The sequence below is a fragment of the Hyphomonas sediminis genome, assembly GCF_019679475.1.
In the GTDB taxonomy this organism is placed as follows: domain Bacteria; phylum Pseudomonadota; class Alphaproteobacteria; order Caulobacterales; family Hyphomonadaceae; genus Hyphomonas; species Hyphomonas sediminis.
Map to the genome: position 1 here is coordinate 2,691,851 of NZ_JAIEZP010000001.1, position 23,973 is coordinate 2,715,823.

At 62.4% G+C, this 23,973-nt stretch carries 26 protein-coding genes and 1 tRNA gene; 7 read left to right on the forward strand and 20 right to left on the reverse strand.

The genetic code is table 11. The features are described from left to right. Positions 1-8 precede the first annotated feature (8 nt). The 4 genes from K1X12_RS13235 to K1X12_RS13250 form a co-directional block, all read right to left on the reverse strand. Positions 9-836 carry a segregation and condensation protein A gene (locus K1X12_RS13235; RefSeq protein ID WP_220988036.1) on the reverse strand — a complete coding sequence of 276 codons (828 nt, stop codon included), beginning with the start codon at positions 834-836 and terminating at the stop codon, positions 9-11. Next, positions 833-1,867, reverse strand: a complete 1,035-nt coding sequence (gene nagZ / locus K1X12_RS13240; RefSeq protein WP_220988037.1) for a beta-N-acetylhexosaminidase — start codon at positions 1,865-1,867, stop codon at positions 833-835. The genes K1X12_RS13235 and nagZ overlap by 4 nt, the downstream gene beginning before the upstream one ends. A 2-nt stretch (positions 1,868-1,869) precedes the next feature. Further along, the gene (locus K1X12_RS13245; RefSeq protein ID WP_220988038.1) at positions 1,870-2,682 is read right to left on the reverse strand and encodes an SPOR domain-containing protein; all 813 of its coding nucleotides are present in this window, start codon (positions 2,680-2,682) and stop codon (positions 1,870-1,872) included. Positions 2,683-2,785: 103 nt separating this feature from the next. Then, positions 2,786-3,976, reverse strand: coding sequence for a deoxyguanosinetriphosphate triphosphohydrolase (locus tag K1X12_RS13250; RefSeq protein ID WP_439649738.1), 1,191 nt, complete (start codon positions 3,974-3,976; stop codon positions 2,786-2,788). Positions 3,977-3,985: 9 nt separating this feature from the next. Here K1X12_RS13250 and erpA point away from each other — a divergent pair, with 9 nt between their 5' ends. Continuing rightward, the gene (erpA, locus tag K1X12_RS13255; RefSeq protein ID WP_220988040.1) at positions 3,986-4,327 is read left to right on the forward strand and encodes an iron-sulfur cluster insertion protein ErpA; all 342 of its coding nucleotides are present in this window, start codon (positions 3,986-3,988) and stop codon (positions 4,325-4,327) included. A gap of 269 nt (positions 4,328-4,596) precedes the next feature. Beyond that, positions 4,597-5,766 carry an epoxide hydrolase family protein gene (locus tag K1X12_RS13260; RefSeq protein ID WP_220988041.1) on the forward strand — a complete coding sequence of 390 codons (1,170 nt, stop codon included), beginning with the start codon at positions 4,597-4,599 and terminating at the stop codon, positions 5,764-5,766. Positions 5,767-6,198: 432 nt separating this feature from the next. Here the strand turns inward: K1X12_RS13260 and nusB are convergent, their stop codons facing one another. From nusB to glyA, 7 genes are read right to left on the reverse strand one after another with little or no spacing between them, the layout of a single operon-like run. Continuing rightward, complete coding sequence (gene nusB / locus K1X12_RS13265; RefSeq protein ID WP_220988042.1) at positions 6,199-6,663, reverse strand: transcription antitermination factor NusB; 465 nt, start codon at positions 6,661-6,663, stop codon at positions 6,199-6,201. Next, a complete protein-coding gene (ribH, locus tag K1X12_RS13270; RefSeq protein ID WP_220988043.1) occupies positions 6,663-7,091 on the reverse strand; it encodes a 6,7-dimethyl-8-ribityllumazine synthase in 429 nt (142 codons plus the stop codon). The genes nusB and ribH overlap by 1 nt, the downstream gene beginning before the upstream one ends. After that, positions 7,091-8,218: a 3,4-dihydroxy-2-butanone-4-phosphate synthase gene (gene ribB, locus K1X12_RS13275; RefSeq protein ID WP_220988044.1), complete on the reverse strand. Its 1,128-nt coding sequence runs from the start codon at positions 8,216-8,218 to the stop codon at positions 7,091-7,093. Before ribB ends, ribH begins: the two co-directional genes overlap by 1 nt. Then, positions 8,215-8,844 carry a riboflavin synthase gene (locus K1X12_RS13280; RefSeq protein ID WP_220988045.1) on the reverse strand — a complete coding sequence of 210 codons (630 nt, stop codon included), beginning with the start codon at positions 8,842-8,844 and terminating at the stop codon, positions 8,215-8,217. The genes ribB and K1X12_RS13280 overlap by 4 nt, the downstream gene beginning before the upstream one ends. Positions 8,845-8,861: 17 nt before the next feature. Then, positions 8,862-9,515: a RibD family protein gene (locus K1X12_RS13285; protein WP_220988046.1), complete on the reverse strand. Its 654-nt coding sequence runs from the start codon at positions 9,513-9,515 to the stop codon at positions 8,862-8,864. Continuing rightward, on the reverse strand, positions 9,512-9,994 hold the full coding sequence (nrdR, locus tag K1X12_RS13290; RefSeq protein ID WP_220988047.1) for a transcriptional regulator NrdR: 483 nt from the start codon (positions 9,992-9,994) through the stop codon (positions 9,512-9,514). Before nrdR ends, K1X12_RS13285 begins: the two co-directional genes overlap by 4 nt. 6 nt (positions 9,995-10,000) lie before the next feature. Continuing rightward, positions 10,001-11,308, reverse strand: coding sequence for a serine hydroxymethyltransferase (glyA, locus tag K1X12_RS13295; RefSeq protein ID WP_220988048.1), 1,308 nt, complete (start codon positions 11,306-11,308; stop codon positions 10,001-10,003). A gap of 251 nt (positions 11,309-11,559) precedes the next feature. On the opposite strand from glyA, the gene K1X12_RS13300 reads away from it, so the two are divergent. Beyond that, the gene (locus K1X12_RS13300; protein WP_369426125.1) at positions 11,560-11,925 is read left to right on the forward strand and encodes a Ros/MucR family transcriptional regulator; all 366 of its coding nucleotides are present in this window, start codon (positions 11,560-11,562) and stop codon (positions 11,923-11,925) included. Positions 11,926-11,992: 67 nt separating this feature from the next. On the opposite strand, the gene hemA is transcribed toward K1X12_RS13300, so the two are convergent. Next, positions 11,993-13,210 (reverse strand): 5-aminolevulinate synthase, encoded by a 1,218-nt coding sequence (hemA, locus tag K1X12_RS13305; protein ID WP_220988050.1) that lies wholly within the window; start codon positions 13,208-13,210, stop codon positions 11,993-11,995. A 96-nt stretch (positions 13,211-13,306) separates the two neighbouring features. Beyond that, a complete protein-coding gene (locus K1X12_RS13310; protein WP_220988051.1) occupies positions 13,307-14,098 on the reverse strand; it encodes a class II aldolase/adducin family protein in 792 nt (263 codons plus the stop codon). 189 nt (positions 14,099-14,287) lie between these two features. Here K1X12_RS13310 and K1X12_RS13315 point away from each other — a divergent pair, with 189 nt between their 5' ends. Together K1X12_RS13315 and K1X12_RS13320 are read left to right on the forward strand one after the other, a co-directional pair. Continuing rightward, positions 14,288-15,055, forward strand: coding sequence for an NAD kinase (locus tag K1X12_RS13315; protein ID WP_220988052.1), 768 nt, complete (start codon positions 14,288-14,290; stop codon positions 15,053-15,055). 79 nt (positions 15,056-15,134) lie between these two features. After that, positions 15,135-15,812, forward strand: a complete 678-nt coding sequence (locus K1X12_RS13320; protein ID WP_220988053.1) for an Hpt domain-containing protein — start codon at positions 15,135-15,137, stop codon at positions 15,810-15,812. 3 nt (positions 15,813-15,815) lie between these two features. On the opposite strand, the gene K1X12_RS13325 is transcribed toward K1X12_RS13320, so the two are convergent. Then, entirely contained in the window at positions 15,816-16,622 is an 807-nt protein-coding gene (locus K1X12_RS13325; protein ID WP_220988054.1) for an NUDIX hydrolase, read from the reverse strand. 114 nt (positions 16,623-16,736) lie between these two features. Here K1X12_RS13325 and K1X12_RS13330 point away from each other — a divergent pair, with 114 nt between their 5' ends. Continuing rightward, complete coding sequence (locus tag K1X12_RS13330; RefSeq protein WP_220988055.1) at positions 16,737-17,414, forward strand: EAL domain-containing protein; 678 nt, start codon at positions 16,737-16,739, stop codon at positions 17,412-17,414. On the opposite strand, the gene spbR is transcribed toward K1X12_RS13330, so the two are convergent. From spbR to K1X12_RS13345, 3 genes are all read right to left on the reverse strand, one after another. After that, on the reverse strand, positions 17,411-18,580 hold the full coding sequence (gene spbR / locus K1X12_RS13335) for a SpbR family protein (RefSeq protein WP_220988056.1): 1,170 nt from the start codon (positions 18,578-18,580) through the stop codon (positions 17,411-17,413). The genes K1X12_RS13330 and spbR overlap by 4 nt on opposite strands. 154 nt (positions 18,581-18,734) lie before the next feature. After that, the gene (tig, locus tag K1X12_RS13340; protein ID WP_220988057.1) at positions 18,735-20,072 is read right to left on the reverse strand and encodes a trigger factor; all 1,338 of its coding nucleotides are present in this window, start codon (positions 20,070-20,072) and stop codon (positions 18,735-18,737) included. A gap of 168 nt (positions 20,073-20,240) precedes the next feature. Next, positions 20,241-20,325 (reverse strand) — tRNA-Leu (locus tag K1X12_RS13345). Positions 20,326-20,474: 149 nt separating this feature from the next. On the opposite strand from K1X12_RS13345, the gene K1X12_RS13350 reads away from it, so the two are divergent. Further along, positions 20,475-20,993 (forward strand): GNAT family N-acetyltransferase, encoded by a 519-nt coding sequence (locus tag K1X12_RS13350; RefSeq protein ID WP_220988058.1) that lies wholly within the window; start codon positions 20,475-20,477, stop codon positions 20,991-20,993. A 6-nt stretch (positions 20,994-20,999) separates the two neighbouring features. On the opposite strand, the gene K1X12_RS13355 is transcribed toward K1X12_RS13350, so the two are convergent. From K1X12_RS13355 to K1X12_RS13365, 3 genes are read right to left on the reverse strand one after another with little or no spacing between them, the layout of a single operon-like run. Further along, the gene (locus K1X12_RS13355) at positions 21,000-22,442 is read right to left on the reverse strand and encodes an NAD(P)H-hydrate dehydratase (RefSeq protein ID WP_220988059.1); all 1,443 of its coding nucleotides are present in this window, start codon (positions 22,440-22,442) and stop codon (positions 21,000-21,002) included. A 7-nt stretch (positions 22,443-22,449) separates the two neighbouring features. Next, entirely contained in the window at positions 22,450-22,989 is a 540-nt protein-coding gene (locus K1X12_RS13360) for a histidine phosphatase family protein (protein ID WP_220988060.1), read from the reverse strand. After that, positions 22,986-23,804 carry a Coq4 family protein gene (locus K1X12_RS13365; protein WP_225907983.1) on the reverse strand — a complete coding sequence of 273 codons (819 nt, stop codon included), beginning with the start codon at positions 23,802-23,804 and terminating at the stop codon, positions 22,986-22,988. Before K1X12_RS13365 ends, K1X12_RS13360 begins: the two co-directional genes overlap by 4 nt. Between the last annotated feature and the right edge of the window lie 169 nt (positions 23,805-23,973).

Consider the following 23,973-nt stretch of genomic DNA (forward strand, 5'->3'; position numbering starts at 1 on the left):
TCAGCATCTCAGGCAGTTGCCACCATCTCCTGCGGGCGCGCAGTCATGCGGCGCAGGAAGATGGGCGCGAAGTGCGTATCCTGACGAAGATCCACTTCGCCGTCGCGCGTCAGCTCAAGCGCTGCGGAGAATACGCTTGCGGTGACAGAACGTTCAGGCACTTCAGGATTGATGTCCGTCATCGCCGTGCGGATGTCCTCAAGGCTCGCCCATTGGTCGAGTTGCTCACGCAGCGCACGCAACGTCGTGCGCGCCTGCTCCAGCGGCAGGACCAACTGTTGCTCGATCCGGTGCGGGCGTTCCTTTTCCTTCCGGTCACGGAGCGCGCCCAGCGCCGTGGAAAGATCGTAAAGCGAAGCGGTGTATTCCATATGCTTCACGACTTTGGGCTGCTCGGTCTCGCCGCGAAGATGCACCACCTGCCCCAGGATCGGGCCAGCTTCCAGCTCGCGCACGGCCTGGCGCATGGCATCCAGCCGCTTGAGGCGGAACGAAAGCCGGGCGGCCATCTCTTCGCCGGTCGGCTCGTCTTCTTCGAGTGCTTCGGGCTTGGGCAGCAGAAGGCGCGACTTCATGAAGGCGAGCCAGGACGCCATCAGCAGATAGTCAGCCGCAATGTCGATCCGCTTGGTGCGCGCGTCTTCGATGAAGCTGAGATACTGCTCGGCCAGCTGCAGCATCGAAATCTGCAGCAGGTTCACCTTCTGGCGGCGCGCCAGTTCCAGCAACAGGTGTAGCGGGCCTTCATAGCCGCCGATCTCGACGGTGAAGATATTGATACCCTCGGCGTCTTCAGCGCCCGCAGACAGCGCATCGATGGAAATCGTGTCGCTCATGCCATCGTCCCCGGCGGCGGGATCAGCTCATGGAAGCGGCGCCAGGCTGGCGCGGGCTCAAATGGCTGGACGGATTTGGCAATGGCATCGGCGGCGGCGGCGCGCGCTTCCGCCTTGCCGGAAAGACGCGGCGCAGCGCGGGCCACTTCGGTCATTTCGGCCAGGATGGCATCGGCCTCTTTCAGAAAGCCGGAACAATGGAGTAGCACATCGCAGCCCGCTGCGATCGACGCATCTGCGCGCTCCGCCAGAGTGCCACCAAGGGCCTTCATTCCGAGATCGTCTGTCATCAGGAGGCCATCAAAGCCGATTCGGCCGCGGATGATGTCCTGAATCATGATCTTCGAAACGGTCGCCGCTTTGCCGGGATCATAGGCCTCGTAGGCTATGTGGGCGGTCATCGCCATCGGCGCGTCCGCGACGCGGGTGAAGGCGTCGAAATCCTTGGCGAGCTCATTCTGACCGGCCGTAACGCGCGGCAGTTCCAGATGGCTGTCGGCAACCGACCGGCCGTGGCCGGGGATGTGCTTGATAACGCCGGCAACGCCGCCTGCAGTGAGGCCAGCGAGCGCGGCGCGGGCAAGATCGGCGGCCTGATCTGGCTCGGCGCCAAAGGCGCGGTCACCGATCACGTCATGCGCGCCGGGGACCGGCAGGTCGACCACCGGTGAGCAGTCGGCATGGATTGAAAGGCCCGCGAGTTCCGAAGCGATCAGGCGATGGCCGAGCCAGGCGGCTTCCCGGCCTAGATCCTTGTCCTGCTCGTAGAGGGCGGCATAGTCCGCCCCGCGCGGGAATAGTGGCCATTCAGGCGCCTTCAGACGCGCAACACGGCCACCTTCCTGATCGATGAAGATCAGCGTTTCGCGGCCTGTGGCATTCCAGATATCCGCCACCAGGCGTCGCACCTGCATCCGCGAGACGCAGGACCGACCCATGAGGATGACACCCCAGGGGTTTTCAGCGGCAAAGAGGGCCGCTTCGCCGGAGGTCAGCTCCGGTCCGGATACGCTGAGAATGCAGGCTTTCACGTTTATCCCGTCACCACGATACAGGTTGCCCCTGATTCCTTGATTGCCTCGCAGAATGCTGCAGCATCGGCACGTTCAGCGAAAGCACCAACCCGGAGGCGATAGAAAACGCCTTCCGAGCCAAGGTCTGCCCGCTGAATGCGCTTTGAGGCGCCATGATACAGTTCCGGCGCAGAGGTGGTCACCCGGCGCCACGCAGTTTCAGCTGCTTCTTCCGAGCGCAGCGCGGCGATCTGGACCAGGAACGGACCGGTTTCCGCGAACTTAAAACGGGCCTGCGAAGAGAGCGGCGCAATCGGCTCCGGCGCCGGAAGCGTCACGGTGGCGAGCTTCCTCTCAGTTTCGACCGATGGCGTGGGAACTGCAGTGTCTACAACGGTTGAAGGCTGAGGCGCGGCAGTCACGACACTTTCGGCCGGCTCGTCCAGCAGCGAGGACGGACGCAGGTCGCGCGGCGGGCCACCCGCGAGGGTGCCGGAGGCTGGCAGCGACGCCGGAGTAACCGCCGGATCGCGCTGCGAGGCATCCATCGCATCGTAAAACTGCTTGTCCGTATGGGCGATGGTCTCGCCGCCCGGCTCAGCGGGGCGCTGCTTGAAGGGCTGGGCCTCCGCAATCACACTGGGCAGACCATCAGCCGATGGGCGCACGCCCTGCCGGTACGTGTTCCAGACAACACCCCCGAAAATCAGCAGAACGCCAACGGCCAGCGCCAGAATCAGCGGTCCGCGCGCAGCTTCGTCTTCGCGCACATCGAACCCGCGATAATCGTCTTCAAACGGGTTGTCGTGGCCTGCCATGTCCGATCGGCTCATGGAAGAACTCCTTGGAATCAATCACCTAGGTTAATTTTTAGGCGGCTTTCCTTAACGAGCCTTGAAGAGAGACCTATTCCACAGCGGAAATCGGCCCCTCGCCTCAGGTCAGTGCGCTTGTGTCGAACAGGCGGCGATGCTCATCCATGGCAAAAGAGTCAGTCATTCCAGCGATGTAGTCGCACACCGTGCGGGCGCGCTGGGTCTCGTCCTGCTTTACCGCGACGCCGTTCCACGGGGGTGGCAAGGTCTGAGGCTCGCTCAGGAACACCTCGAACAGGTCCGCCAACACCCGCTTTGCCTTCGAGCGCATACGGTTCACCCGGTAGTGCTTGTACATGCGGGCATAGAGGAAGGTGCGCAGGGCGCGTTGGGGGCCTTCCAGTGCCTCTGAGAAGCCGATCAGCGGCTCGCCCAGCGCCCGAACCTCTGCAGCTGATCCAGGGTTGAGCCGTTTCACCCGCTTCTGCGTCTCGTCCACGAGATCGTTTATCCACAGGCCGATCAGCCGTCGAACCGCTTCATAGGTGACCATCCGGTCATCCAGATCGCGGTATTCCATGCGGACACCGCGGAACACGTCTCCCACGACGGGGATGTCCATCAGGTCCGCCACCGTGAACAGGCCAGCGGCGATGCCATCGTCGATATCGTGGTTGTTATAGGCGATGTCGTCCGACAGGGCGGCGACCTGGGCTTCGGGGCCGGCGAACTGGTCCAGCTCCAGATCCGCCAGGGGGGTAAAATCCCGGAAGGCGAGCGGGAGGGTGCTGATGGGAGTATCAGGCCCGGTCAGCGGGCCATTGTGTTTCACGAGGCCTTCAAGGGTTTCCCAGGTGAGATTGAGGCCATCAAAGCGTGGATAGCGGCGCTCCAGACGTGTGACGATGCGCAGCGACTGCGCATTGTGATCGAAGCCCTCATAGGGCTGCATACAGGCGTCCAGCTGGTCTTCCCCTGCATGGCCGAAGGGCGGATGGCCGAGATCGTGGCAGAGGGCGAGGGTTTCGGCCAGATCCTCATCAAGCCCGAGCGTGCGGGCGATGGTTCTGGAAATCTGTGCAACTTCAAGGGAGTGCGTCAGGCGCGTGCGGAAATGATCGCCTTCATGGGCGACGAAAACCTGGGTTTTCTGCTTCAGGCGGCGGAAGGCGGTGGAGTGGATAATCCGGTCCCTGTCCCGCTGGAACGGCGTGCGAGTGGCCGAGGGCGCCTCCTCGACATAGCGGCCACGGCTATCTTCATGCCGTGTTGCATAAGGGGCTCTCTTTTCCATTCGGGGATTCGTCCTTATCTTCTGCCCATGACCGAGACGACTGCCCCGGATGTGACCCTCACGGCTTCTGCCGCCAAGCGGATTAACGCGATTCTCGCCAAACAGGACGGCGCCGCATACCTGCGCGTGTCCGTCGAAGGGGGCGGCTGTTCCGGCTTCTCCTACAAGTTTGATTTCGCTGGAGAATCCAACTCTGACGATCTGGTGATCGAGCGCGATGGCGCCCGCGTGCTGATCGACGAGATGAGCCTGGAATTCCTGCGCGGCTCGGAAATTGACTTCTCGACCGAGCTGATCGGCGCGGCTTTCAAGATCAACAACCCGAACGCCACAGCGGCCTGCGGCTGCGGGACGAGCTTTTCGGTCTAATCCGGCCCGCCATTCCGGCCCCTCAAAAAACAGAGTTGATGAGCTGGCGCCCGCTGCGCGCCGGAGCGTGTCATTGCGTACCCTTCAGAGGCGAACCCGTGTCAAACCGTGTCTTTTTGAGGCTTTTCAGGGACATTTTGGGTCGTTTCGCGTCACTTCAGGATCGTTTCGAACCGGATGCGCGCCCCTTCCAGCTAACGCCGGGAGACGGCTTTCAGGATGGCGCGCGGCTCGGCTAGTCTGCCCCCAACAAGACAAGGGGAGACATCATGAGCCAGCCGAAGCCATTCAAAGTCCATGTTCCGGATGCAAAGCTGGCGGAGATCCGTGCCGGCGTCGAGCGGTACAAATGGTTCCCTGCCCCGGCCAATGAACAGGGCTTTGCCTATGGCATGTCGACCCCCGTGATGCAGGACATCCAGCGCTACTGGCTGGAGCAGTATGACTGGCGCGCCGCCGAGGCGGAGCTGAACCGCTGGCCACAATTCACCGCCGAGGTGGACGGGCAGACGATCCATTTCGTGCATGTGGTGGGCGAGGCGGGCGGCAAGCGCCCGCTGCTGATCACGCATGGCTGGCCGGGCAGCATTTACGAGTTCTGGCAGGCAATTGGACCGCTGGCATACCCTTCCGAACACGGAGGGAAAGCGGAGGATGCGTTTGATCTCGTGATCCCCTCCCTGCCCGGCTATGGCTTCTCCGGAAAGCCTGCCTCGCCCATCGGGCAGCGGGCGACTGCGGCGCTGTGGGACAAGCTGATGCGGGAGGTGCTGGGCTACCCTACCTATCTGGCGCAGGGCGGGGATTGGGGCTCGATGGTCACGGGCTGGCTGGGCAAGAACCACGGGACGCATGATGGCAAGGGCGGAGCGAAGGCGATCCACCTCAACATGATGGGCTTTCGCCCAACACCGGCTGTTCCTCAGACGCCGGAGGAAACAGAATGGCTGCAGCATTCGCAGATGATGATGCAGATGGAGGGCGCCTACCTCATGCAGCAGGCGACCAAGCCGCAGACGCTGGCGATGGCACTGATGGACTCGCCGATGGGCACGGCGGCGTGGATTCTGGAGAAGTTCCACGGCTGGAGCGATTTGAGCGAACGCGGCCTGTTTGACGTTTACACCCGCGACCAGCTGCTCACGAATGTGATGATCTACCTCGTGAACGACGCGATTGCGACGAGCGTCTGGTATTACAATGCCCTCTTCCAGGAAGGCGGCAATGGCCTGCCCGAAGGCGAGCGCTGCGAAACGCCGACCGCCTTTGCGAGCTATCCCGGCGAGCGTTACATCGTGGCGCCGCCGCGAAGCTGGGCCGACCGGGCGTATAATATTGTTCGGTGGACGGACATGCCGCGCGGCGGGCATTTCGCCGCGATGGAAGCGCCGGAGGTTTATGTGGACGATGTGCGCGCGTGGGCGCGGGAGGTGGGGTGAGATGGCATAACCGCGTTCGATCTTGCCCGTTGACGGTTCATCCTGAGCGAAGTCGAAGGACGATCCGGGGCTTGGGACAGCTCTGGGGGGCCATCCTTCGACTTCGCTCAGGATGAGCGTTGGGTCTCAGGACGAATGTCGCGTTTGGGGAGGTTTTTCGCTTTATTTCACCAGATGTTCAGGAACCATCCGATCTGACGGCTGCGCCTGCACAGGGTGACGTGTGCGGAGGGGTTTGCAGGAACGCCTCAGTTTCGTCATCCCGGAAAGCGCAGCACGCGCTTGTCCGGGAACCCGCCGCAGCCACGTTTCTGGGCCCCGGATATTTGCGGCGCAAATTCCGGGGTGACGGTGGAGGGGGTTTGGGACAGCTCTGGGGGCCATCCTTCGACTTCGCTCAGGATGAGCGTTGGGTCTGGAGGATGGGAAACGCTAGGCGCGCAGGTCGTGACCGACATTCTGAAGGACGGCGTTGGCGAACTTCGCGTCGGCTTCTTCGAAGAAGTCGTGGGCGAGGGAGACGTATTCGTCGAGGATCACTGCGTCGGAGAGTTCCTGATGCTGAATGAATTCAGCCGCGCCGGCGCGCAGGAGGGCGCGCATGGTGGCGTCGAGGCGGGTAAGTTTCCAGCCCTTGGCGAGACGCGCGAGAATGGCGGTGTCTATCTTCGCCTGATGCTCGACCACGGCATTGACGATGGATTTGAAAAGGTCCGGGTCCGCCTCTTCCACGGGCAAACCGTCCGGGCCGAAACCCAGACGGTCTTCCATGAATTCACGGATGGTGGCGCGGGCGGATTTCTCCGTCTGCTCCATTTCGTAAAGTGCCTGCACAGCCGCAAGGCGCGCACCTGCACGGCGCGCACGGGTTACGTCAAAAGGCATCTTCTGGGTCATTATCGGATCAGCTCTTTGCGGAATTTGATCATCGCAAGGCAGGCATTGGCCGCTTCGGCGCCCTTGTTTTTCTGCTTGCGATCGGCGCGTGCGAGCGCCTGTTGCTCGTTTTCGACCGTGAGAATGCCGTAGCCGATGGCCTGGCGGCGCTGGACGATGAGGTCCATCAGACCGCGCGCGCTCTCGCCGCAGACATAATCATAGTGCGAAGTTTCGCCACGAATGACACAGCCGAGGGCCACAGCGCCGTCAAAACGCCCGGAATCGGCCGCCATGGCGATCAGGCCCGGGATTTCGAAGGCGCCCGGAACTTCCATAACCGTGACTTTCGCGCCAGCAGCCTCAAGCGCTTCAAGCGCGCCGGCCTCCAGCTCGTCACTGATATGCTTGTAATAGCGCGAAATCGCGATGAGGACGCGGTCGGCCATCAGGTGTTCTCCTCGTTCAGGCGGCGCCAGCCCTCTATTGTCAGACCGTATCCGTCAAGCCCTGCCAAGCGGGTGGGCTGCGTATCGGACAGGTATACCATGCGTCGGACGCCGAGTTCGCGCAGGATCTGAGCCCCGACACCGTATTCCCGCAAGGGAGTGGACGGATCGCGCGGGGCCGCGGATTTCAGGCCGAGACGCTCCGCGATGGAGCCCGGCTGCATTGTGTTGACGAAGACAATCACGCCCGGCTCGGGCGCAGAGGCGATGAGGCGCATAGCGCTGCCGACAAGGCCCGAACGCGGGCCTTTCTCGCCAAGGATGTCTGCCAGGATGTCCGTCCGGTGGACGCGGACGAGCGTGGTGGCGTCCGGCGTGATCTCGCCATGGACGATGGCGATATGCTCGGAATTGTCCAAAGCGTTGCGGAAACAGACCGTGCGGAAGCCGGTACCGTGATCGGATTCCAGCGGGGCCTCGATGCGGCGTTCCAGGAAGCGGTCGTTCTGGCGGCGCCAGGCGATCAGATCCGCAATCGTGCCGATACGGAGATTGTGGAGCTGGGCGAAGGCGACCAGTTCCGGCAGGCGGGCCATGGTGCCGTCATCGTTCATGATCTCGCAGATGACGCCCGCCGGATTGAGGCCCGCGAGGCGGGAGATATCCACCGCCGCTTCGGTGTGGCCGGCGCGGACGAGCGTGCCGCCTTCCTTGGCGATCAGCGGGAAGATGTGACCGGGGGTGACGATGTCGTCATGGTCCAGCGTCGGGTCGATGGCGACGGCGATCGTCCGGGCACGGTCATGTGCGGAGATGCCGGTGGTGACGCCCTCTTTCGCCTCGATGGAGACGGTGAACGCCGTGCCCATACTTTCGCGGTTGTTGCGGGTCATCATGTCGAGCTGCAGCGTGTGGGCCCGCTCCTGCGTCATGGCCAGGCAGATGAGACCGCGGCCATGCTTGGCCATGAAGTTCACCGCTTCGGGCGTGGCGAAGTTTGCCGGGATGATGAGGTCGCCCTCATTCTCACGGTCTTCGGCATCGATCAGGATGAACATGCGCCCGTTGCGGGCGTCTTCGATGATGTCCTCAATAGAGGAGATGGCGGCGCTGAACTCGCTGCTCATTTTGGTTGGCTCCCTTCCGGCGCGTCCGCGCCGACCATGCGGGCGACGTAGCGGGCCAGCATGTCGATTTCGAGATTGACGCGGTCTCCCGGCTTTTTCTGGCCGAGTGTCGTGACCTGCCAGGTGTGCGGGATGATGGCGACCTGGAAGTCGCCATTCGGCAGCGCGGCGGCGACCGTGAGCGAGACGCCATCAACGGCAGCCGAGCCCTTGGTGGCGAAGTAGCGCGCAATGACGGCAGGTGGGCGAATGGTGACGCGGAAGCTCTGGCCTTCCGGCTCGATGCTGACGATTTCGCCGACGCCATCGACATGGCCGAAGACGAAATGGCCGCCGAGTTCATCGCCGAGCTTGAGGCTCTGTTCGAGATTGACGGCCGTGCCCTGCTCCCATCCGCCAAGGATGGTTTTGGAGAGGGTTTCGGGCACAGCCTCCACGGCGAACCAGGCACCGCGTTCGCCCTGCCCCATGTCCACCACCGTCAGGCAGACGCCGGAATGGAGGATGGACGCGCCCATGGCGATCTGCGCGAGCGGAAACCCGCTCTCGACTTCAAAACGGGTAAGGCCGTTGCGGTGCTCTGCCTTGCGGACAGTGCCGACATCGGTGACGAGGCCAGTAAACATTGTTCTTATCCTTGGGCCTATTGCTCAGACCGAACATAAGTATCGAGGACATCATCCCCAATCCGTTCCGTCGCGACAGGGCGCCAGCGGGTCGCAGATTTCAGGTCTGACAGGCCGAGGGCGCCGAGGGCGGGAAGGCCTTCCCCGCCGATGAGAATGGGCGCGCGGAACCAGGCGATCTCGTCGACCAGGCCGGCGCGGATGAAGCTGGCCGCCAGCGTGCTGCCGCCTTCGATCAGCAGCGTGCGCAGCCCTTCCGCCTCGGCGCGGCGGACAAATTCGCGGATGTCCATGCGCACACCGTTGCCGCAGCGCCAGACATCGACGCCTGCGCCGGCCAGCGTATCGCTGCCCTCCCGCGAAGTGACAGCGACGACGCGGCCAAGGTCCGCCGACTGAACGAGGCGGGAGCTGAGCGGCATGCGGCCCTGGGAGTCCGCCACGATGCGCACGGGCTGCCGGGCCGGGAGCGGCACGGTGCGCGCTGTCAGTAGCGGATCGTCGGCCAGGACGGTGCCGACGCCGACCATGATCGCGTCATTCTCGGCGCGCATCCGGTGGCCGCGGGCGCGGCTGTCGCTTGAGGTGATCCACTGGCTCGTCCCATCGGACAGGGCGATGCGCCCATCCAGAGAAGACGCAATCTTCAGGGTGATGCGGAGGTTTTTCATTTTCCGCCCGCGTCGTCTTCGTCTTCGTCTTCGAGCGCGGCTTTTTCAATGAACTGGGCGAAATCGCTCGGGTCTTTGAAATCCTTGTAGACCGACGCATAGCGGACATAGCCGACCGGATCGACGCGCTTGAGCGCTTCCATCACCAGCTCGCCGACCTCAGAGGATTCCACTTCCGTTTCGCCGCCGCTTTCCAGCTTGCGGACGATGCCGGATACCATCTGGTCGATGCGCTCGCGGTCCACGGGACGCTTGCGCAGGGCGATGAGGATGGACCGCTGGAGCTTTTCCCGGTCGAACAGGGTGCGCTTGCCATCGCGCTTCACAACAGTGATCTCGCGCAATTGCACGCGCTCGAATGTGGTGAAGCGGGCGCCGCAGCTTTCGCAGACGCGCCGGCGGCGCACAGCTGTATCGTCTTCAGCCGCCCGGCTGTCCTTTACGGAAGTGTTTTCAGAACCGCAGAATGGACAGCGCAAGACGGATCAGGCCCCCAGCCCCTCATAGATCGGGAAGCGTGCGGTGAGCACTTTCACCTCTTCGCGGATGCGGGCTTCCACAGCCTCGCTGTTGCCGCTGGCGAGGGCATCGACGATCTCGCCGATCCACGTGCCGATCTGGATGAATTCATCTTCGCGGAAGCCGCGCGTGGTGCCGGCGGGCGAGCCGACGCGGATGCCTGAGGTGACGGTCGGCGGCGCGGGATCGAACGGGATGCCGTTCTTGTTGCAGGTGATGTAGGCACGCTCGAGTGCAGCCTCCGCATCGCGGCCCGTAACGCCTTTCGGGCGCAGGTCGATCAGCGCGAGGTGGGTATCGGTGCCACCGGAGACGACATCGAGACCGGCCGAAAGGCAGGCGGCAGACATTGCGCGGGCGTTGGAGACGACCTGGGCGGCGTAATCGGAAAACTCCGGCATCAGCGCCTCGCCAAAGGCCACGGCCTTGCCGGCGATGACATGCATCAGCGGGCCGCCCTGAATACCGGGGAAGATTGCCGAGTTGACCTTTTTGGCAATGGCCTCGTCATTGGTGAGGATCATGCCACCGCGCGGGCCGCGCAGGGTCTTGTGGGTCGTTGTAGTGGCAACGTGGGCATATTCCAGCGGATTGGGATGGGCCCCACCGGCGACGAGGCCCGCGAAGTGGGCCATGTCGACCAGGAAGATAGCGCCGACATCATCGGCGATCTCGCGGAAACGTTTGAAATCAAGCTGGCGTGGGTAGGCCGAGCCGCCGGCGATGATCATCTGCGGGCGATGGGCACGGGCGAGACGCTCGACTTCGTCGAAATCGACCAGGTGATCATCCGGGCGCACGCCATACTGGACGGCATTGAACCATTTGCCCGACTGGTTGGGTTTGGCGCCATGAGTGAGGTGGCCGCCTGCCGCGAGGCTCATGCCGAGGATGGTATCGCCCGGCTTCAGAAGCGCGCTGAACACGCCCTGGTTGGCCTGGCTGCCGGAATTGGGCTGCACGTTGACGAAGCCGCAATTGAACAGCTTCTTGGCACGCTCGATGGCGAGCTCCTCGGCAATATCGACGAATTCGCAGCCGCCATAGTAGCGCTTGCCCGGATAGCCTTCGGCATACTTGTTGGTGAGGATCGAGCCCTGCGCCTCAAGAACGGCGCGCGAGACGATGTTTTCCGAAGCAATCAGCTCGATCTGGTACTGCTGGCGCGTAGCTTCCTTGGCAACGGCGGCTGCCAGTTCGGGATCGCGCTCGGCAAGGCCCGCCGAGAAGAAACCTCCAGCCAGTGTTTCCGGTACATGTGCCGAATCTGCCATGGGAGCCTCCTTTGCTACGGTCAGGCGCTGTTTACGCCGTGCCGAAGGCGTGGGCAACCGCGACTCGAAGTCCATGCCGATTTCAACTAGAATGGAAGAATTCTCGCCGCCGCGACGAAAAACAACTGCGGATACTTTACGAGCCCGCACGATTATACTTAGACAAGCTAAGAATTGCGAGAATCGTAGTAACAAATACAGGATGCGTGGGGTGGGTGATGACTGAACAAGAAGAACTAGATCCATTGGGAATGACTGTAGAAATTGTCTCGTCCTATGTGGCGAACAATACAGTTCATTCGACAGACCTGCCCGCGCTCATCAAGACTATCCATTCGACCATCACCGGACTGACCGGCGAGGCCGCAGCCCCGGCGGAAAAACCTGAGCCAGCCGTCGCCATCAACAAATCAGTGACCCCGGAATACCTGATCTGCCTGGAAGACGGCGCGAAGCTGAAGATGCTGAAGCGCTACCTGCGGACGCGCTATGACCTGACGCCAGAAGAATACCGCGCGAAATGGGGCCTGCCAGCCGACTATCCCATGGTTGCGCCCAACTATGCCAAGCTACGCTCCAAGCACGCCAAGCAGATCGGCCTCGGCAAGAAACGCTGACGCCGGAAAAGAAAAGGCCCGGCAGAACCGGGCCATTCCCTGTCATATTTGAGAACGGTCAGCGCCCTCAGGCAGCCTTGTCGAGGCCGAGCTGTTTCCAGACGGCCAGGATCGCGGCCACAAGCTCGTCCATCATCGCTTCATCGTGCACCGGGCTGGGCGTGAAGCGCAGGCGCTCTGTACCACGCGGAACGGTGGGGTAGTTGATCGGCTGGACGTAGATGCCGAAATCGAAGAGCAGCGTGTCGGACAGCGCCTTGCAGCGTTCCGGATCGCCCACGAGCAGCGGAACGATGTGCGACGGGGAATCCATCACCGGCAGACCGGCATCACGGAATTTCTGCTTCAGTTCCAGTGCCTTGGCCTGGTGGACAGCCCGCAGGCGACGCCCCTCATCGGCGCGCAGCTTGCGGATGCTGGCGAGGGCGCCAGCCGCCATGACAGGACAGGTGGAGGTGCTGAAAATGAAACCGGAGGCCATTGAGCGAATGGCATCAACCACGGTGGCGTGGCTGGCGATATAGCCGCCCATCACGCCATAGCCCTTGGCCAGCGTGCCTTCGATGATGTCGATCCGGTCACCCAGGCCAAGCATTTCGGCGACACCGGCGCCCTGCTGGCCGTAGAGGCCGACAGCGTGGACTTCGTCGAGATAGGTCAGCGCGTTGAATTCTTCGGCAAGGTCGCAGATTTCCTGCATCCGGCCGAAATCGCCATCCATCGAATAGACGCTTTCGAAGGCAATCAGCTTGGTACGGTCTGCATCATCATTCTCGAGCAGGGCGCGCAGATGGTCCACGTCATTATGGCGGAAGACACGGTATTCGGCGCCGGAGCGCCGGATGCCCTCGATCATCGAGGCGTGGTTGAGCGCATCAGAGTAGATGATGAGATTCGGCAGGATCTTGCCGAGAGTCGACAGGGTCGCGTCGTTCGAGACATAGCCGGACGTGAACAGCAGCGACGCTTCCTTGCCGTGCAGGTCTGCCAGCTCGCGCTCAAGATCAACGTGGAAGCGGGTGGTGCCGGAGATGTTGCGTGTGCCGCCCGACCCTGCGCCGAAGCTGTCGATGGCTTCGTGCATGGAATTGATGACATCATCATCCTGACCCATGCCGAGATAGTCGTTCGAGCACCAGATGGTGACTTCCCGCTCACCATCCTCGAACCGGGCGGTGGCTTTCGGAAAACGCCCCTTGTGACGATGAAGGTCGATAAAGACCCGATACCGTCCTTCGCTGTGAATGGCGCCGAGGGCGTCTTCGAAGGCTTTGAGATGCTTCATGGCGATGCTCTGAACTTTCTTCGACTTTTATCGTGCAGTGACCAAGTTACCGGACGATTATTCCGCCCGCCTATGTAGTCGAACCCGTAAAATTACCTATGCGGCATAACCGGGCAGCTGCCGGTCCAGCTTGCGCAGCAGCGCCGGCCACACCAGACGGTCGGTCAGCACGGACATTCCGCTGCTGTGCGCGGTCATTCCGCCCTGCCCGGCCACCTTCTCCTGAAGCGCTTCGTCGCACTCCAGAACACCGTCGCGGCCAGCCGAAAGCGCCATGATCTGCATCATGCAGGCGCGCTCCAGGAAGAACATGCGGGAAAAGGTGATCGCGGCGTTCGCACCGCAGGTGAGCGTGCCGTGGTTGCGCAGCAGCATCGAATGTTTCTGCGGACCGAGATCGCGCACCAGACGCTCACGCTCGTCGAGGTCGAGGGCAACGCCTTCATAGTCGTGATAGGCCACGTCTTCGCGCACGATCATCGCGGTCTGGCTGATCGGCAGGAGGCCTTCCTTCTGCGAGGAGACAGCCACGCCCTGATCGGTGTGCAGGTGCATCACGACATGGGCATCTTCACGGGCCGCATGGATGGCCGAGTGGATGGTGAAGCCGGCCGGATTGATCATCGAGTCGGTTTCCTGGACGACGTTTCCATCCAGATCGACCTTCACCAGCGAGGAGGCCGTGATTTCCTCGAAGAAATAGCCGTAGGGATTGATAAGGAAGTGGTGATCTGGGCCAGGCACCCGGTGGGAGATGTGGGTGAAGATCATGTCGTCCCAGCCATAGAGGGCCGTCAGACGGTAAAGCGCAGCAAGGTCCACGCGCGCTTTCCATTCTGCTTCGCTGACAGAGTTGCGGATGTCGATTTTGCCTGCGCCGTCGGCCATGATCTTGCCTCCCAAGATGCGTTTCTGGTGATTTGTGGTGCGTTTCCTCCAGCAAAAGTAAACGAGTTTTCGCCCCTGCGCCAGATTCAGATGACGCCCGCGTCACGCTTTGCCGCGAGGGAACCTGCTGCTGCGGCGTTTCACCCCTCGCCTTGACGGGTGAGGCAAAACATTCCCACATGCCGCCGCATGAACTCGCCGCGCCTTGCATTCTACGCTTCAAAACGCCCGGAGGCGCAGCAGGTGCTGCCGCTGCTGCGGGACCGGTATGGCCATTATTCGGAAGAAGACGCCGAAGTGATCGTCGCCCTGGGCGGCGACGGGGCGATGCTGGATACGCTGCGGCGGCGCTTTGATGATGGCAAGCCGGTCTACGGGATGCATCTGGGCACGGTCGGCTTCCTGATGAACGATTACCGCCCCGACGGGCTGATGGAGCGCATCGAGGCAGCTGAACGCGCGACGCTTTCTCCGCTGCGGATGCAGGCAACCGACCTGTCGGGCAAGATTCACCGGGCGATGGCGATCAATGAGGTTTCGCTGCTGCGCCAGACGGCGCAGTCGGCCCGGCTGAAGATCATCGTGGATGGCCGGGTGCGGATGGAGGAGCTGGTCTGCGACGGGCTGATGGTGGCGACACCGGCCGGCTCGACCGCTTACAACCTGTCCGCCCATGGCCCGATCCTGCCGATCGGGGCGAAGCTGCTGGCGCTGACGCCGGTAAGCGCGTTTCGCCCCCGGCGCTGGCGCGGCGCGCTGCTGAAGGCCGAAGCGCGGGTGGACATCGAAGTGATCCATCCCGACCGGCGCCCGGTTTCCGCCGCTGCAGACAACGAAGAAGTGCGCGAGATTGCGAAGGTGACGGTGGAGACCGACCCGTCACGGACGCTGAAAGTGCTGTTTGACCCCGGCCACGCGCTGGACGAGCGGATTTTGCGGGAACAGTTCGCTTTCTAGGGCGATTTCAAGGCGTTGCGTCAGCCGAATGTTAAAGGTTTTTGGTTAACCTCACACGCTCAGAAACTGGGGGTGTGTGATGCTGGGCAAGTTTCTCAAGGTTCTTGATACAGGCAAAAGCGGACGCAAGCCGGCACAGGCGGTGGTCACACCCGACATTTCGCGGGTGATCAAGGCATCCGGCGCGCAGGCAAGCTATCCCCTGCCCGAACCTGAGATGGCAGCGGAATTCGAGCCAGAACTGGAAACGGCGCCCGAGGCAGACGCCTTTGCCGAATCCTTCGACGACTTTGACGAAGACCTCACCCTCGAAGACGTTTCCGAAGCCGAAGACCTTGAGCCGGAAGCCCCGGCAGACATGGAAACGCAGGCCGAGGAAGCGCTCGACGCGCTGACCGAAGAATTCGAAGGCTGGATGCGCAACGACCTTGAGAAGATGCGCGACGCCTGGCGCGTGGCGCAGAAACCGCAGGCGAGCGCCGACGATTATCGCAGCCTCTACACCTGCGCCCACAATATTCGCGGCGCAGCGCCCTCCTATGGCTTTCCGGCGGTGTCGCGCCTGTGTGGCTCGCTCTGCACCCTGTTGAGCGGCACACGCCCCGGCGAGAATGCTGCGCTGATCAACCTGCACATCGAAGCCTGCCGCGCAGCCGTCGCCGCCGGCCCGCAGGGCGAAGGCAGCGAGTCAGTGGCGGACGCCGTATGCGAAGCGCTGGAAGACCGCGTGACGCTGAAGCTCGCTAACGCGAGCTAGCGACTAGACCTTTACGTTCGAGAGCAATTCGACGGTCTGCCCGTAACCGGCTTCTTCCGGGATAAGCAGGCAGGGCTCACCGCTTTCCGTCTTGCTGGGCTTTGGCAGGACCGTGACCACAGGCTCGCTGGCGAAACGGCGGTTTGCATCTTCCATGGATGTTGCATGGGCAAGCTTCACGAGGTTCATCCGTGTCGGGAAGATGATGGTGGCCTTGCCGGCCTTTTCCTGTTCCAGCGCCTCAGTGGCCGAGAGCCAGACGGCATCGGTGGTTTCACGCCCGTCATGCGCGGCGATCTGACCATCCGGCGCCGGAGCAATATAGAAATGGGTATCGAAACGCTTGGGCATCATGACCGGCGTGATCCAGTGGCCGAAATGAACCAGGCCATCGAGCGCCAGCGCCAGGTCATGCTCCCGGATGAGATCGAGGAACTGAACTTCGCCGCGATCGCTCGCCGCGCGGAAGGGCGCGAGCTTGTCGGCAATCTCTGCGCTTACGAGCGGGGCGCCGGGCCCACGCGCGGAGCGATGGCGCGCCAGCACGATGCCGGACTCTTCATAGGCTTCACGAATGGCGGCGATGCGCGCGTCTTGCTGAATGGGGCCGAAATCACCGTCGGTATAGGCGTCCCAGCCCGGATCGGTGTCGCCCTTGGCAGCTTTTCCGCCCGGAAACACCAGCGCGCCAGCGGCAAAGTCGATCTGGTAATGGCGTTTCACCATCAGCACCTCAGGCGCGTTAACCCCTTCTCTCAAAAGAAGAATTGTCGCTGACAGCTTGGCTTCAGGCGGTGTCTGGGCGTTCATTTTTGCCTCTTTATGTCCAATTTCCGGAAAATTCGCCGGGTCTCTTCCGCGTGATGTTCAGCTTGCTCCGTTAGGGAAGGCAATAGCCAGAAACTGTTCTTGAGGAATCTTCGCGTGACCAGCCTGAATACACCGACCACGACCTTGCGCAGCCAGCAGAACCATCTCCGGTTCGTGCCGGTGGTGCACCTGCTCGCGGGCGACATGCTGGGCATGGCCGCGGAAGAAGCCATCGAGTTTGAAGAGCGCGTGAGCTTTGGCCCCGCCGGTCTGAAAGCGCCAGAAGCCGACGCCGCCAAATGGCTGGCCGATCGCCTCAGCCGGATCGCCTCAGCCGCGTGGGAAGACATGAGCATCGGACGCCCGATCCTTGTGCCTGCCCCGATGGCCGCGCTGTCGAATGCGAACACGGCTGTTGCCTGCGACGCCGCCATCCGCCGCACGAGCATGTGCCAGCAGGAATTCTGCCTGATGTTCCCCGACACGGCCTTTGCCGCCGAAACTGTGGATTGCGCCAGCCGCGTGGCGCGCCTGCGCAAGGCTGGCTTCCGCGTCGGCATCGACATGCGCCGCTCCTGGCACACGCCGCTCACCGAGGGCCTGCGCCTGATGATCGACACGATCCGCGTGGACGCTGACGAGCTGGAAGCCTCGCCCGACCTTCAGGAAATCGTGATGGTCGCGCGGGAATCGGGCATCCTCGTGGTGGCCGATAACGCCAATTGGCGTGACGGCACCTTCCTTGAAGAAACAGGCATTGCCGGAGCAGTTGCTCCGCGTACGGACGCTTAAGCCGCGTCGGTTCCGGTACCGCTGGCAGCAGCCTCTTCGCGGGCAGCCATTTCGGAATAGAAATCCAGCTTGTCGAGCAGATAGTCCAGATCGTCCTTCGGGATCGCCTGGAACTGCGTCAGCACGCGCTCGATCATCCGGGCACGGAAACGCGCGCGGTCGTTCGGGCCGCCGTCATGCTCGGTCTCATGGTACACATTGACCGCTGCCTTGAAGGCCGGGAGCAGCTTGCGTGGCAGGCCCGCATGATCGAACACCGCCTGAAGGCCGAGCGGGCCGGCATCGTGGATCATCAGCCAGACGCGCTGGTGGGCGACGCCTGACAGCTCCGACAGGGAATGCTCCACAAACGGCATCTGGCCGCAGCAAAGAGCGCGCATGATGAGCGAGTGCGACAGGCGGCCATTGAGGTTCAGCTGCGACACGAACCGCGGCAAATCGTGGGAGCGGCCCGCCTGCTCTACCAGGTCGATCGTCGCCCGTTCACGGGAGCTGGCGGCCAGGTCGATCGCCAGCTGGGCCGGCAGCTCGTGACGGTTGACCAGCATGTCGAACAGTTGGCCGGAAACGAGGGAGACCATCTTCTCCGCGATATGCACGGGAATGAAGTCGCGCCGGATGAGGCCGGCCTGAATGATCTCGTCGCTACCAAACCGAGCGATGGTATCGCCGAAGGCCTTGTCACTCAGCTCGGCGGTCTGGTTGTTGGCGAGGGCGCGGACAGCCTCGACAGAGCCATGCTCGGAGACAATCTCCGAGATTGTGATGGACAGGCCGTCACGGCCGGCAATGGCCGCCTGCTTGGCTGCGGTGACGGAAAGGACCAGCTCAACGAGGTCATCCTCCGTGAAGGAGGGCGACTCTTCGAGGATCGGGATGGCAACGGCTTCGATGTCCCTTGCAAGCTTCAGCGCGATCTCACGCGGGATAAGCGGCGATGAGCGCAGGGTAACGGCCAGCGTGCGCCGAACGAGGTCTGCAGCGTCCGCGGCGAGGATCTTGATGATTTCCTGCGCGTACTGCTTCTCGCTGTCGCTGAGCACATCAAGGCCGATACGGCGGCAGAGGCGATGCGCCACCGACGCGCGCTGCTCGGGCGACTCGCCTTTCATCAGCCGGTGAATGTCCTGCTGGGTGAGTTGGGGCCGAAGGCTCTGCACGCTCATAGGTTAATAGAATCCCGCTCAAAATATACCGGCAACCTCGCCGAAGCCGGTTAACAGCAATTTACCAAAATGACCGAACGGAAAGAACCCCGTGCAAAACAAAACCGGCCGGTCTTTCGACCGGCCGGCTTGCAATACCCTGTAAGGGTTGAACTTATTCTTCGTCTTCTTTGAACAGCTCGTCGCGGCTGACAGTTTTATCCTCAACCTTTGCCGTTTCGAGGATGTAGTCGACGACCTTGTCCTCATAGATCGGAGCGCGCAGCTGGGCCATGGCAGCCGGATTCTTCTGGAAGAACTGGACGACTTCACGTTCCTGCCCCGGATACTGGCGGGCTTCGCGGATGAGGGCCTGGTTCACTTCAGCTTCGGAGATGCGCACGTCTGCCAGACGGCCGACTTCAGCCAGCACGAGACCGAGACGCACGCGGCGCTCTGCGATCTTGCGATACTCTTCTTTCAGCTGGTCTTCGGGTTTCGCTTTTTCCTCATCGGAAACGCGGCCGGCATCCATCTCGCGCTGGAGCTGACCCCAGATCTGCTCGAACTCCTGATTGACCATGCCAGGCGGCAGGTCGAAGTCGTGAGCTGCGTCGAGCTTGTCGAGCAGGTCGCGCTTGGCTTTGGAGCGGGAAGCGGCGGTGTGCTCACCAGCGAGCTGGTCTTTCACCAGGCCACGGAGCTGCTCGGCGCTTTCCAGGCCTAGGCCTTTGGCGAATTCGTCATCGATTTCCGGCGTTTGCGGGGCGCGGACTTCGTGAACCTTGGTTTCGAATACAGCGGCTTTGCCTGCCAGCTCAGCCGACGGGTAGTCTTCCGGGAAGGAAACGGTCAGCTCTTTCTCGTCGCCAGCTTTCACGCCGACGAGTTGCTCCTCAAAGCCGGGGATGAAGCGGTTGGAGCCGAGGACGACAGCCTGCTGCTCAGCAGTGCCGCCGTCGAAGGCTTCGCCGTCGATCTTGCCGACGAAGTCGACGATCACGGCGTCGCCGTCGACAGAAGCTTCGCCTTCGGCGCGGGCTTCGAATTTCGTGTTCTGCTCAGCGATGCGCTTGAGGGCTTCGTCGATCTGCTCGTCGGCGATCTCGGCAACCGGACGCTCGATCGTAAGCGTGGCAACGTCCACCGGGGTGAATTCCGGCATCACGTCGACATGCATGTCGTAAGCAAGGTCTTCCTGGCCGGCGACGACTTTCTCGATGTCGGCTTCCATCTTGACGTTCGGCTGGCCAGCGGGGCGCAGCGAATTGTCTTCAAGAGCCTTCTGGTTCGTCTCATTGACCAGCTTGTCGATGACTTCGCCCATCAGGTCGCGGCCATACATCTTGCGCACGTGAGCCGCCGGCACCTTGCCAGGGCGGAAGCCCTTGAGGCGCATCTGGGGGCGGACCTCTTCGATGCGGGCATCGAGCTTAGCCTGCAGCTCGCTGGCCGGCACCTTGATCGTAAAGGTGCGGCTAAGACCTTCTGCCTTGGTCTGTGTCACTTCCATGAGACATTCTTCCGTCTATTTGGGCGGCGCGGCACACGCCGTCATGCGCGCCCGGAGCCTGCTTATCCTGCCTGAAGCGGCGGCTTATGTCACAGCCACAAGGCCCTGTCCACGCTAGCTTCGCGGGATATGCAGTGCCTGAATATGACGTAACGGAAAGGCCGTCCGTGGTGCGGATGAAAGGACTCGAACCTTCACACCTTGCGGCGCTGGAACCTAAATCCAGTGCGTCTACCAATTCCGCCACATCCGCGTGTGGGGGCTTCCTACGCGAGGCCGCGGCCAGCCGCAACGGACTTTGGGCGCTTCTGTCGCTATGAATCCACTGCTTGATGTGATTGGCGAGAAAAGACCTGATGGCCATATGGGCAGCAGACCTCCCTCCTCATCGCGGCTTTTCCCATGCAGACTGACACCACATTCCGCATTGTGCCTATGACGGGCGCACATCTCGCCTCGGTCGTGAAGGTGCAGGCCGAAGCTTTCACACCCGACCTGCTGGAGACGCCAGCCGTCTTCGCGGATCGGCTGGCGCGGTTTGGCGAGCATTTCCGGGTGGCACTCATGGCGGACCGAACGGTCGGCTATCTGGTGTGCTTCCCCTGGAAGCTGGGCGATACGCCGGTGAACAATGAAAATTTCCCCGAGACATTGCCGGATCCCGACTGCTTCTACATCCACGACATGGCACTGCTGCCAGAGGCACGCGGATCGGGCCTTGCCCGCGCCATGCTGGAGGACGCCTACGCGCAGGCCGACCGGATGGGCTTTGATGCCGTGAGCCTGGTCGCGGTGGGCCAGTCAGGCAGCTATTGGGACAAGATGGGGTATGTGCCTTACACCGCTGTCAGCCCGGCAAAGCTGCAGCGCATCCTCGACATCTATGGCCCCGGCGCGCGCCTGATGGCGCGGCCGATCTGACGAGGCCTAATCCGTCTCGCCATGTAGCGCACCGAGGATATCGGGCAGCACATGCTCAATATCTTCCGCGATAAGGCCTGCGCCGAAGCGGCGGCCTGCCTCTCCATGCAGCCAGGCGCCGATGGCGGCGGCCATGAACGTGTCCACGCCCTGCGCCATGAAGCCCGCGATAATGCCGGCAAGCACATCGCCTGAACCTGCTGTCGCCAGCCACCGGGTCGCATGCGTGTTGACGACGGCGTTGCCATCGGGCTGGGCGATTACAGTGTCTGCGCCTTTCAGAAGGACGATGCAGCCAGCCTTTGCGGCAGCGGCGCGGGCAGCCTCCACCTTATTGTCGCTGGTGGTGAGCAGGTCGCCGAAGAGGCGGGCAAACTCGCCATCATGCGGGGTCATGATGTCCGTTGGCCGGAGCTGTTTGAACAGGGCCGCCGGATCATCGGCAAAAACCGTGAGCGCGTCAGCATCCAGCAGGACGCGCGCCGGGCTCTTGAGGATGGCTTCGACGTTATGTTTCGTCGCCTCATTGAGCCCTGCCGCCGGGCCGATGACCATTGCCGTGGAGCGGGCCGCATAGGCGGCAAGATCATCCGCCGTCTGAAAGGGGGCGAGCATGATGGCCGTGAGGTGAGCGGCATGAACACCGGCCGCCTCTGGCGGGGAGAGCATGGTGACGAGCCCTGCCCCGGCGCGCAGTCCGGCGCGCGCCGTGAGGCGCGCCGCGCCCGTATTCCAGGGGCCGCCGCTGACGACCTTGAGGTGGCCGCGCTGGTATTTATGGACACCAAAGCCTGGCTGAGGCAGCTGGCCATGCCAGAGCAATGGCGAGTTCTCCATGAGTTTTGTCTGCACAGGCACGCCAATATCGACCACCATTATGGCGCCGGAAAAGGCGGACCCCGGCAACAGGACATGGGCCGGACGCAGCGCCGCAAAGGTGATTGTCGCCTCAGCCTGGAAGGCAGGCCCCAGCGGGCGGGCAGTATAGCCATCTACGCCGGATGGTACGTCCACGGATATTACGCGACCACCGCGCAGGGCAAGCATTGCGGCAGGCCCCTCCAGAGGACGTGTGAGGCCGGCGCCATAGAGCGCGTCGATGATGAGGTCGGGCTGTGTGCTCAGCGCATCTTCGAGCTTGTGGACTGGACCTTCCCACAGGGCGGCGGCCTTGGCGGCGTCACCTGTCAACTCGCTGACCGGATGGGTGCAGTAGACTTCGACCTTGCGCCAGAAACCAGCGAGCTTGGCCGCCGCAACGAACCCATCGCCGCCATTTCCGCCCGGCCCGCAAAGGACCTGGATGCTCCCATTGGGCCAATGCGCGTGGACAAATTCGGCTACCGCCTCGCCTGCCCTCTGCATCAGGGTGAACCCGTCGGTTCCGTTGTTGAACACGGCTTGCTCAGCGGCAAGCATCTCCTGCGGTGTCAGAATAGGCCTTCCCATGAAGGCCTCATAGCACGCGGGTTGCGGATTCGCTCCCGTATTCTGCAACGCGCAAGACGCCGCCCCGGCGCTCGAGCCGCGTGACCGAACAATGGCCCGGACGGAAGACCGTCACGCGGTCGTCCCCTTCCAACGCGCCGACCAGCGCATTGATCGCCACGAAATGCGAAAAGACGGCCATGCCATCGGGCAATGCCGACACAGCATTCGCCATGCGCTGGCGCCAGGCGACAAATTCCGGCCCGGCTTCAGTCCATGTGCCAGCCATAAGTCCGCGCAGCCAGGAGACACGGTCGGCAATACCGTCCGGCGTCGAAATCTCGGAGACCTCCGGCATGACACGCGCGACAAGGCCGGCCTGCGCTTCGAAGGGCTGCGCGGTTTCACGGCAGCGCTGCATCGGGCTGGTTACGGCGCGGGCGGCGCCCGCACGTGAGAGAATATCGGCCGCGGCAACCGCCTGCCCCTTACCGAGATCGCTGAGGCCAGGATCGGGATGGTCACCCCAGCTGGCGGCGGCTTCGCCGTGACGGATCAGGAAGATCACGCGGCGGCCTGCGCCGGCGCCTTACCGGCATCTTCAAGCTGGGTGGCAGCGGTGTAGCCATGGGCCGTAAGGATTTCGAGCGCGCGGCGGTAGGCGGCCGGCGGCTTGATGCCAAGACGCTCGCGCGCGGCTTCCAGCGGTTCTTTCATGAGTTCTACGATATCCTGACGCATGATTCTCTGAGCAGCCGCACCGTTGCGCTTACCCTCCCAGAAACAATCCATGATTCGTGCAGACTTGGGCGCGTTTTTTGCAATCGTCCGGCAGCCCATGAAGGCAATGAACAGAACGCCATTGCCGGGGTTCTGGCTGTAGGTAAAGGCGAGCAGCGAGGCTTCGCCGAGTGCGTCACGGTTGTAGCCAGACAGGACGTGAAAGAGATCGTGCGTGTCGCGCAGGCGATTGCCAAACCAGAGATAGTCGTCGTCGTAATCAGCAACGCCGGCACGATGCTTGGCGCTCTCCTCAACGAGGCCCTGGGCGGTGAGACCTTCCCGCTCCATGAACTCGACATAGGCGCGTCCGACAGTGCCTTCCGGCAGCGCTTTGATCCAGGAATGATCGTCCAGGACTGGCGGCAGATAAGTACGCTCCTTCAGGAGGCGGTATCCCTCCGGGCTCTTCACAAAGGCGGCAAAGTTCTTTTCGAAGGAACGGCCATTCAGCGCTTCGATAATGTGGAATACCTGTTCGGTGTCTTCCTTGTTGGCGATCAGCTTCTGCATGTGATGCCACGCCTTGATCGGCTGGAAACGGGACCGTTTCCGCTCCGGATGAACATTGATATCAAGATCACCAAACGCCATTTCGATCATTCCCCACACTTCATAAGGTTGACGCGACGTAGCACAATCTGGCGTCGCCAAAAAGTGACGCTAGCGTCATTTTCCTGCTTTTCCGTGAAAATCCGAGTGCCCACCGTTTAATCACCGATGCCCAATTTTTAATCTTGTAATCGCGCCTGACCAAAATGGTGGAGCCCCC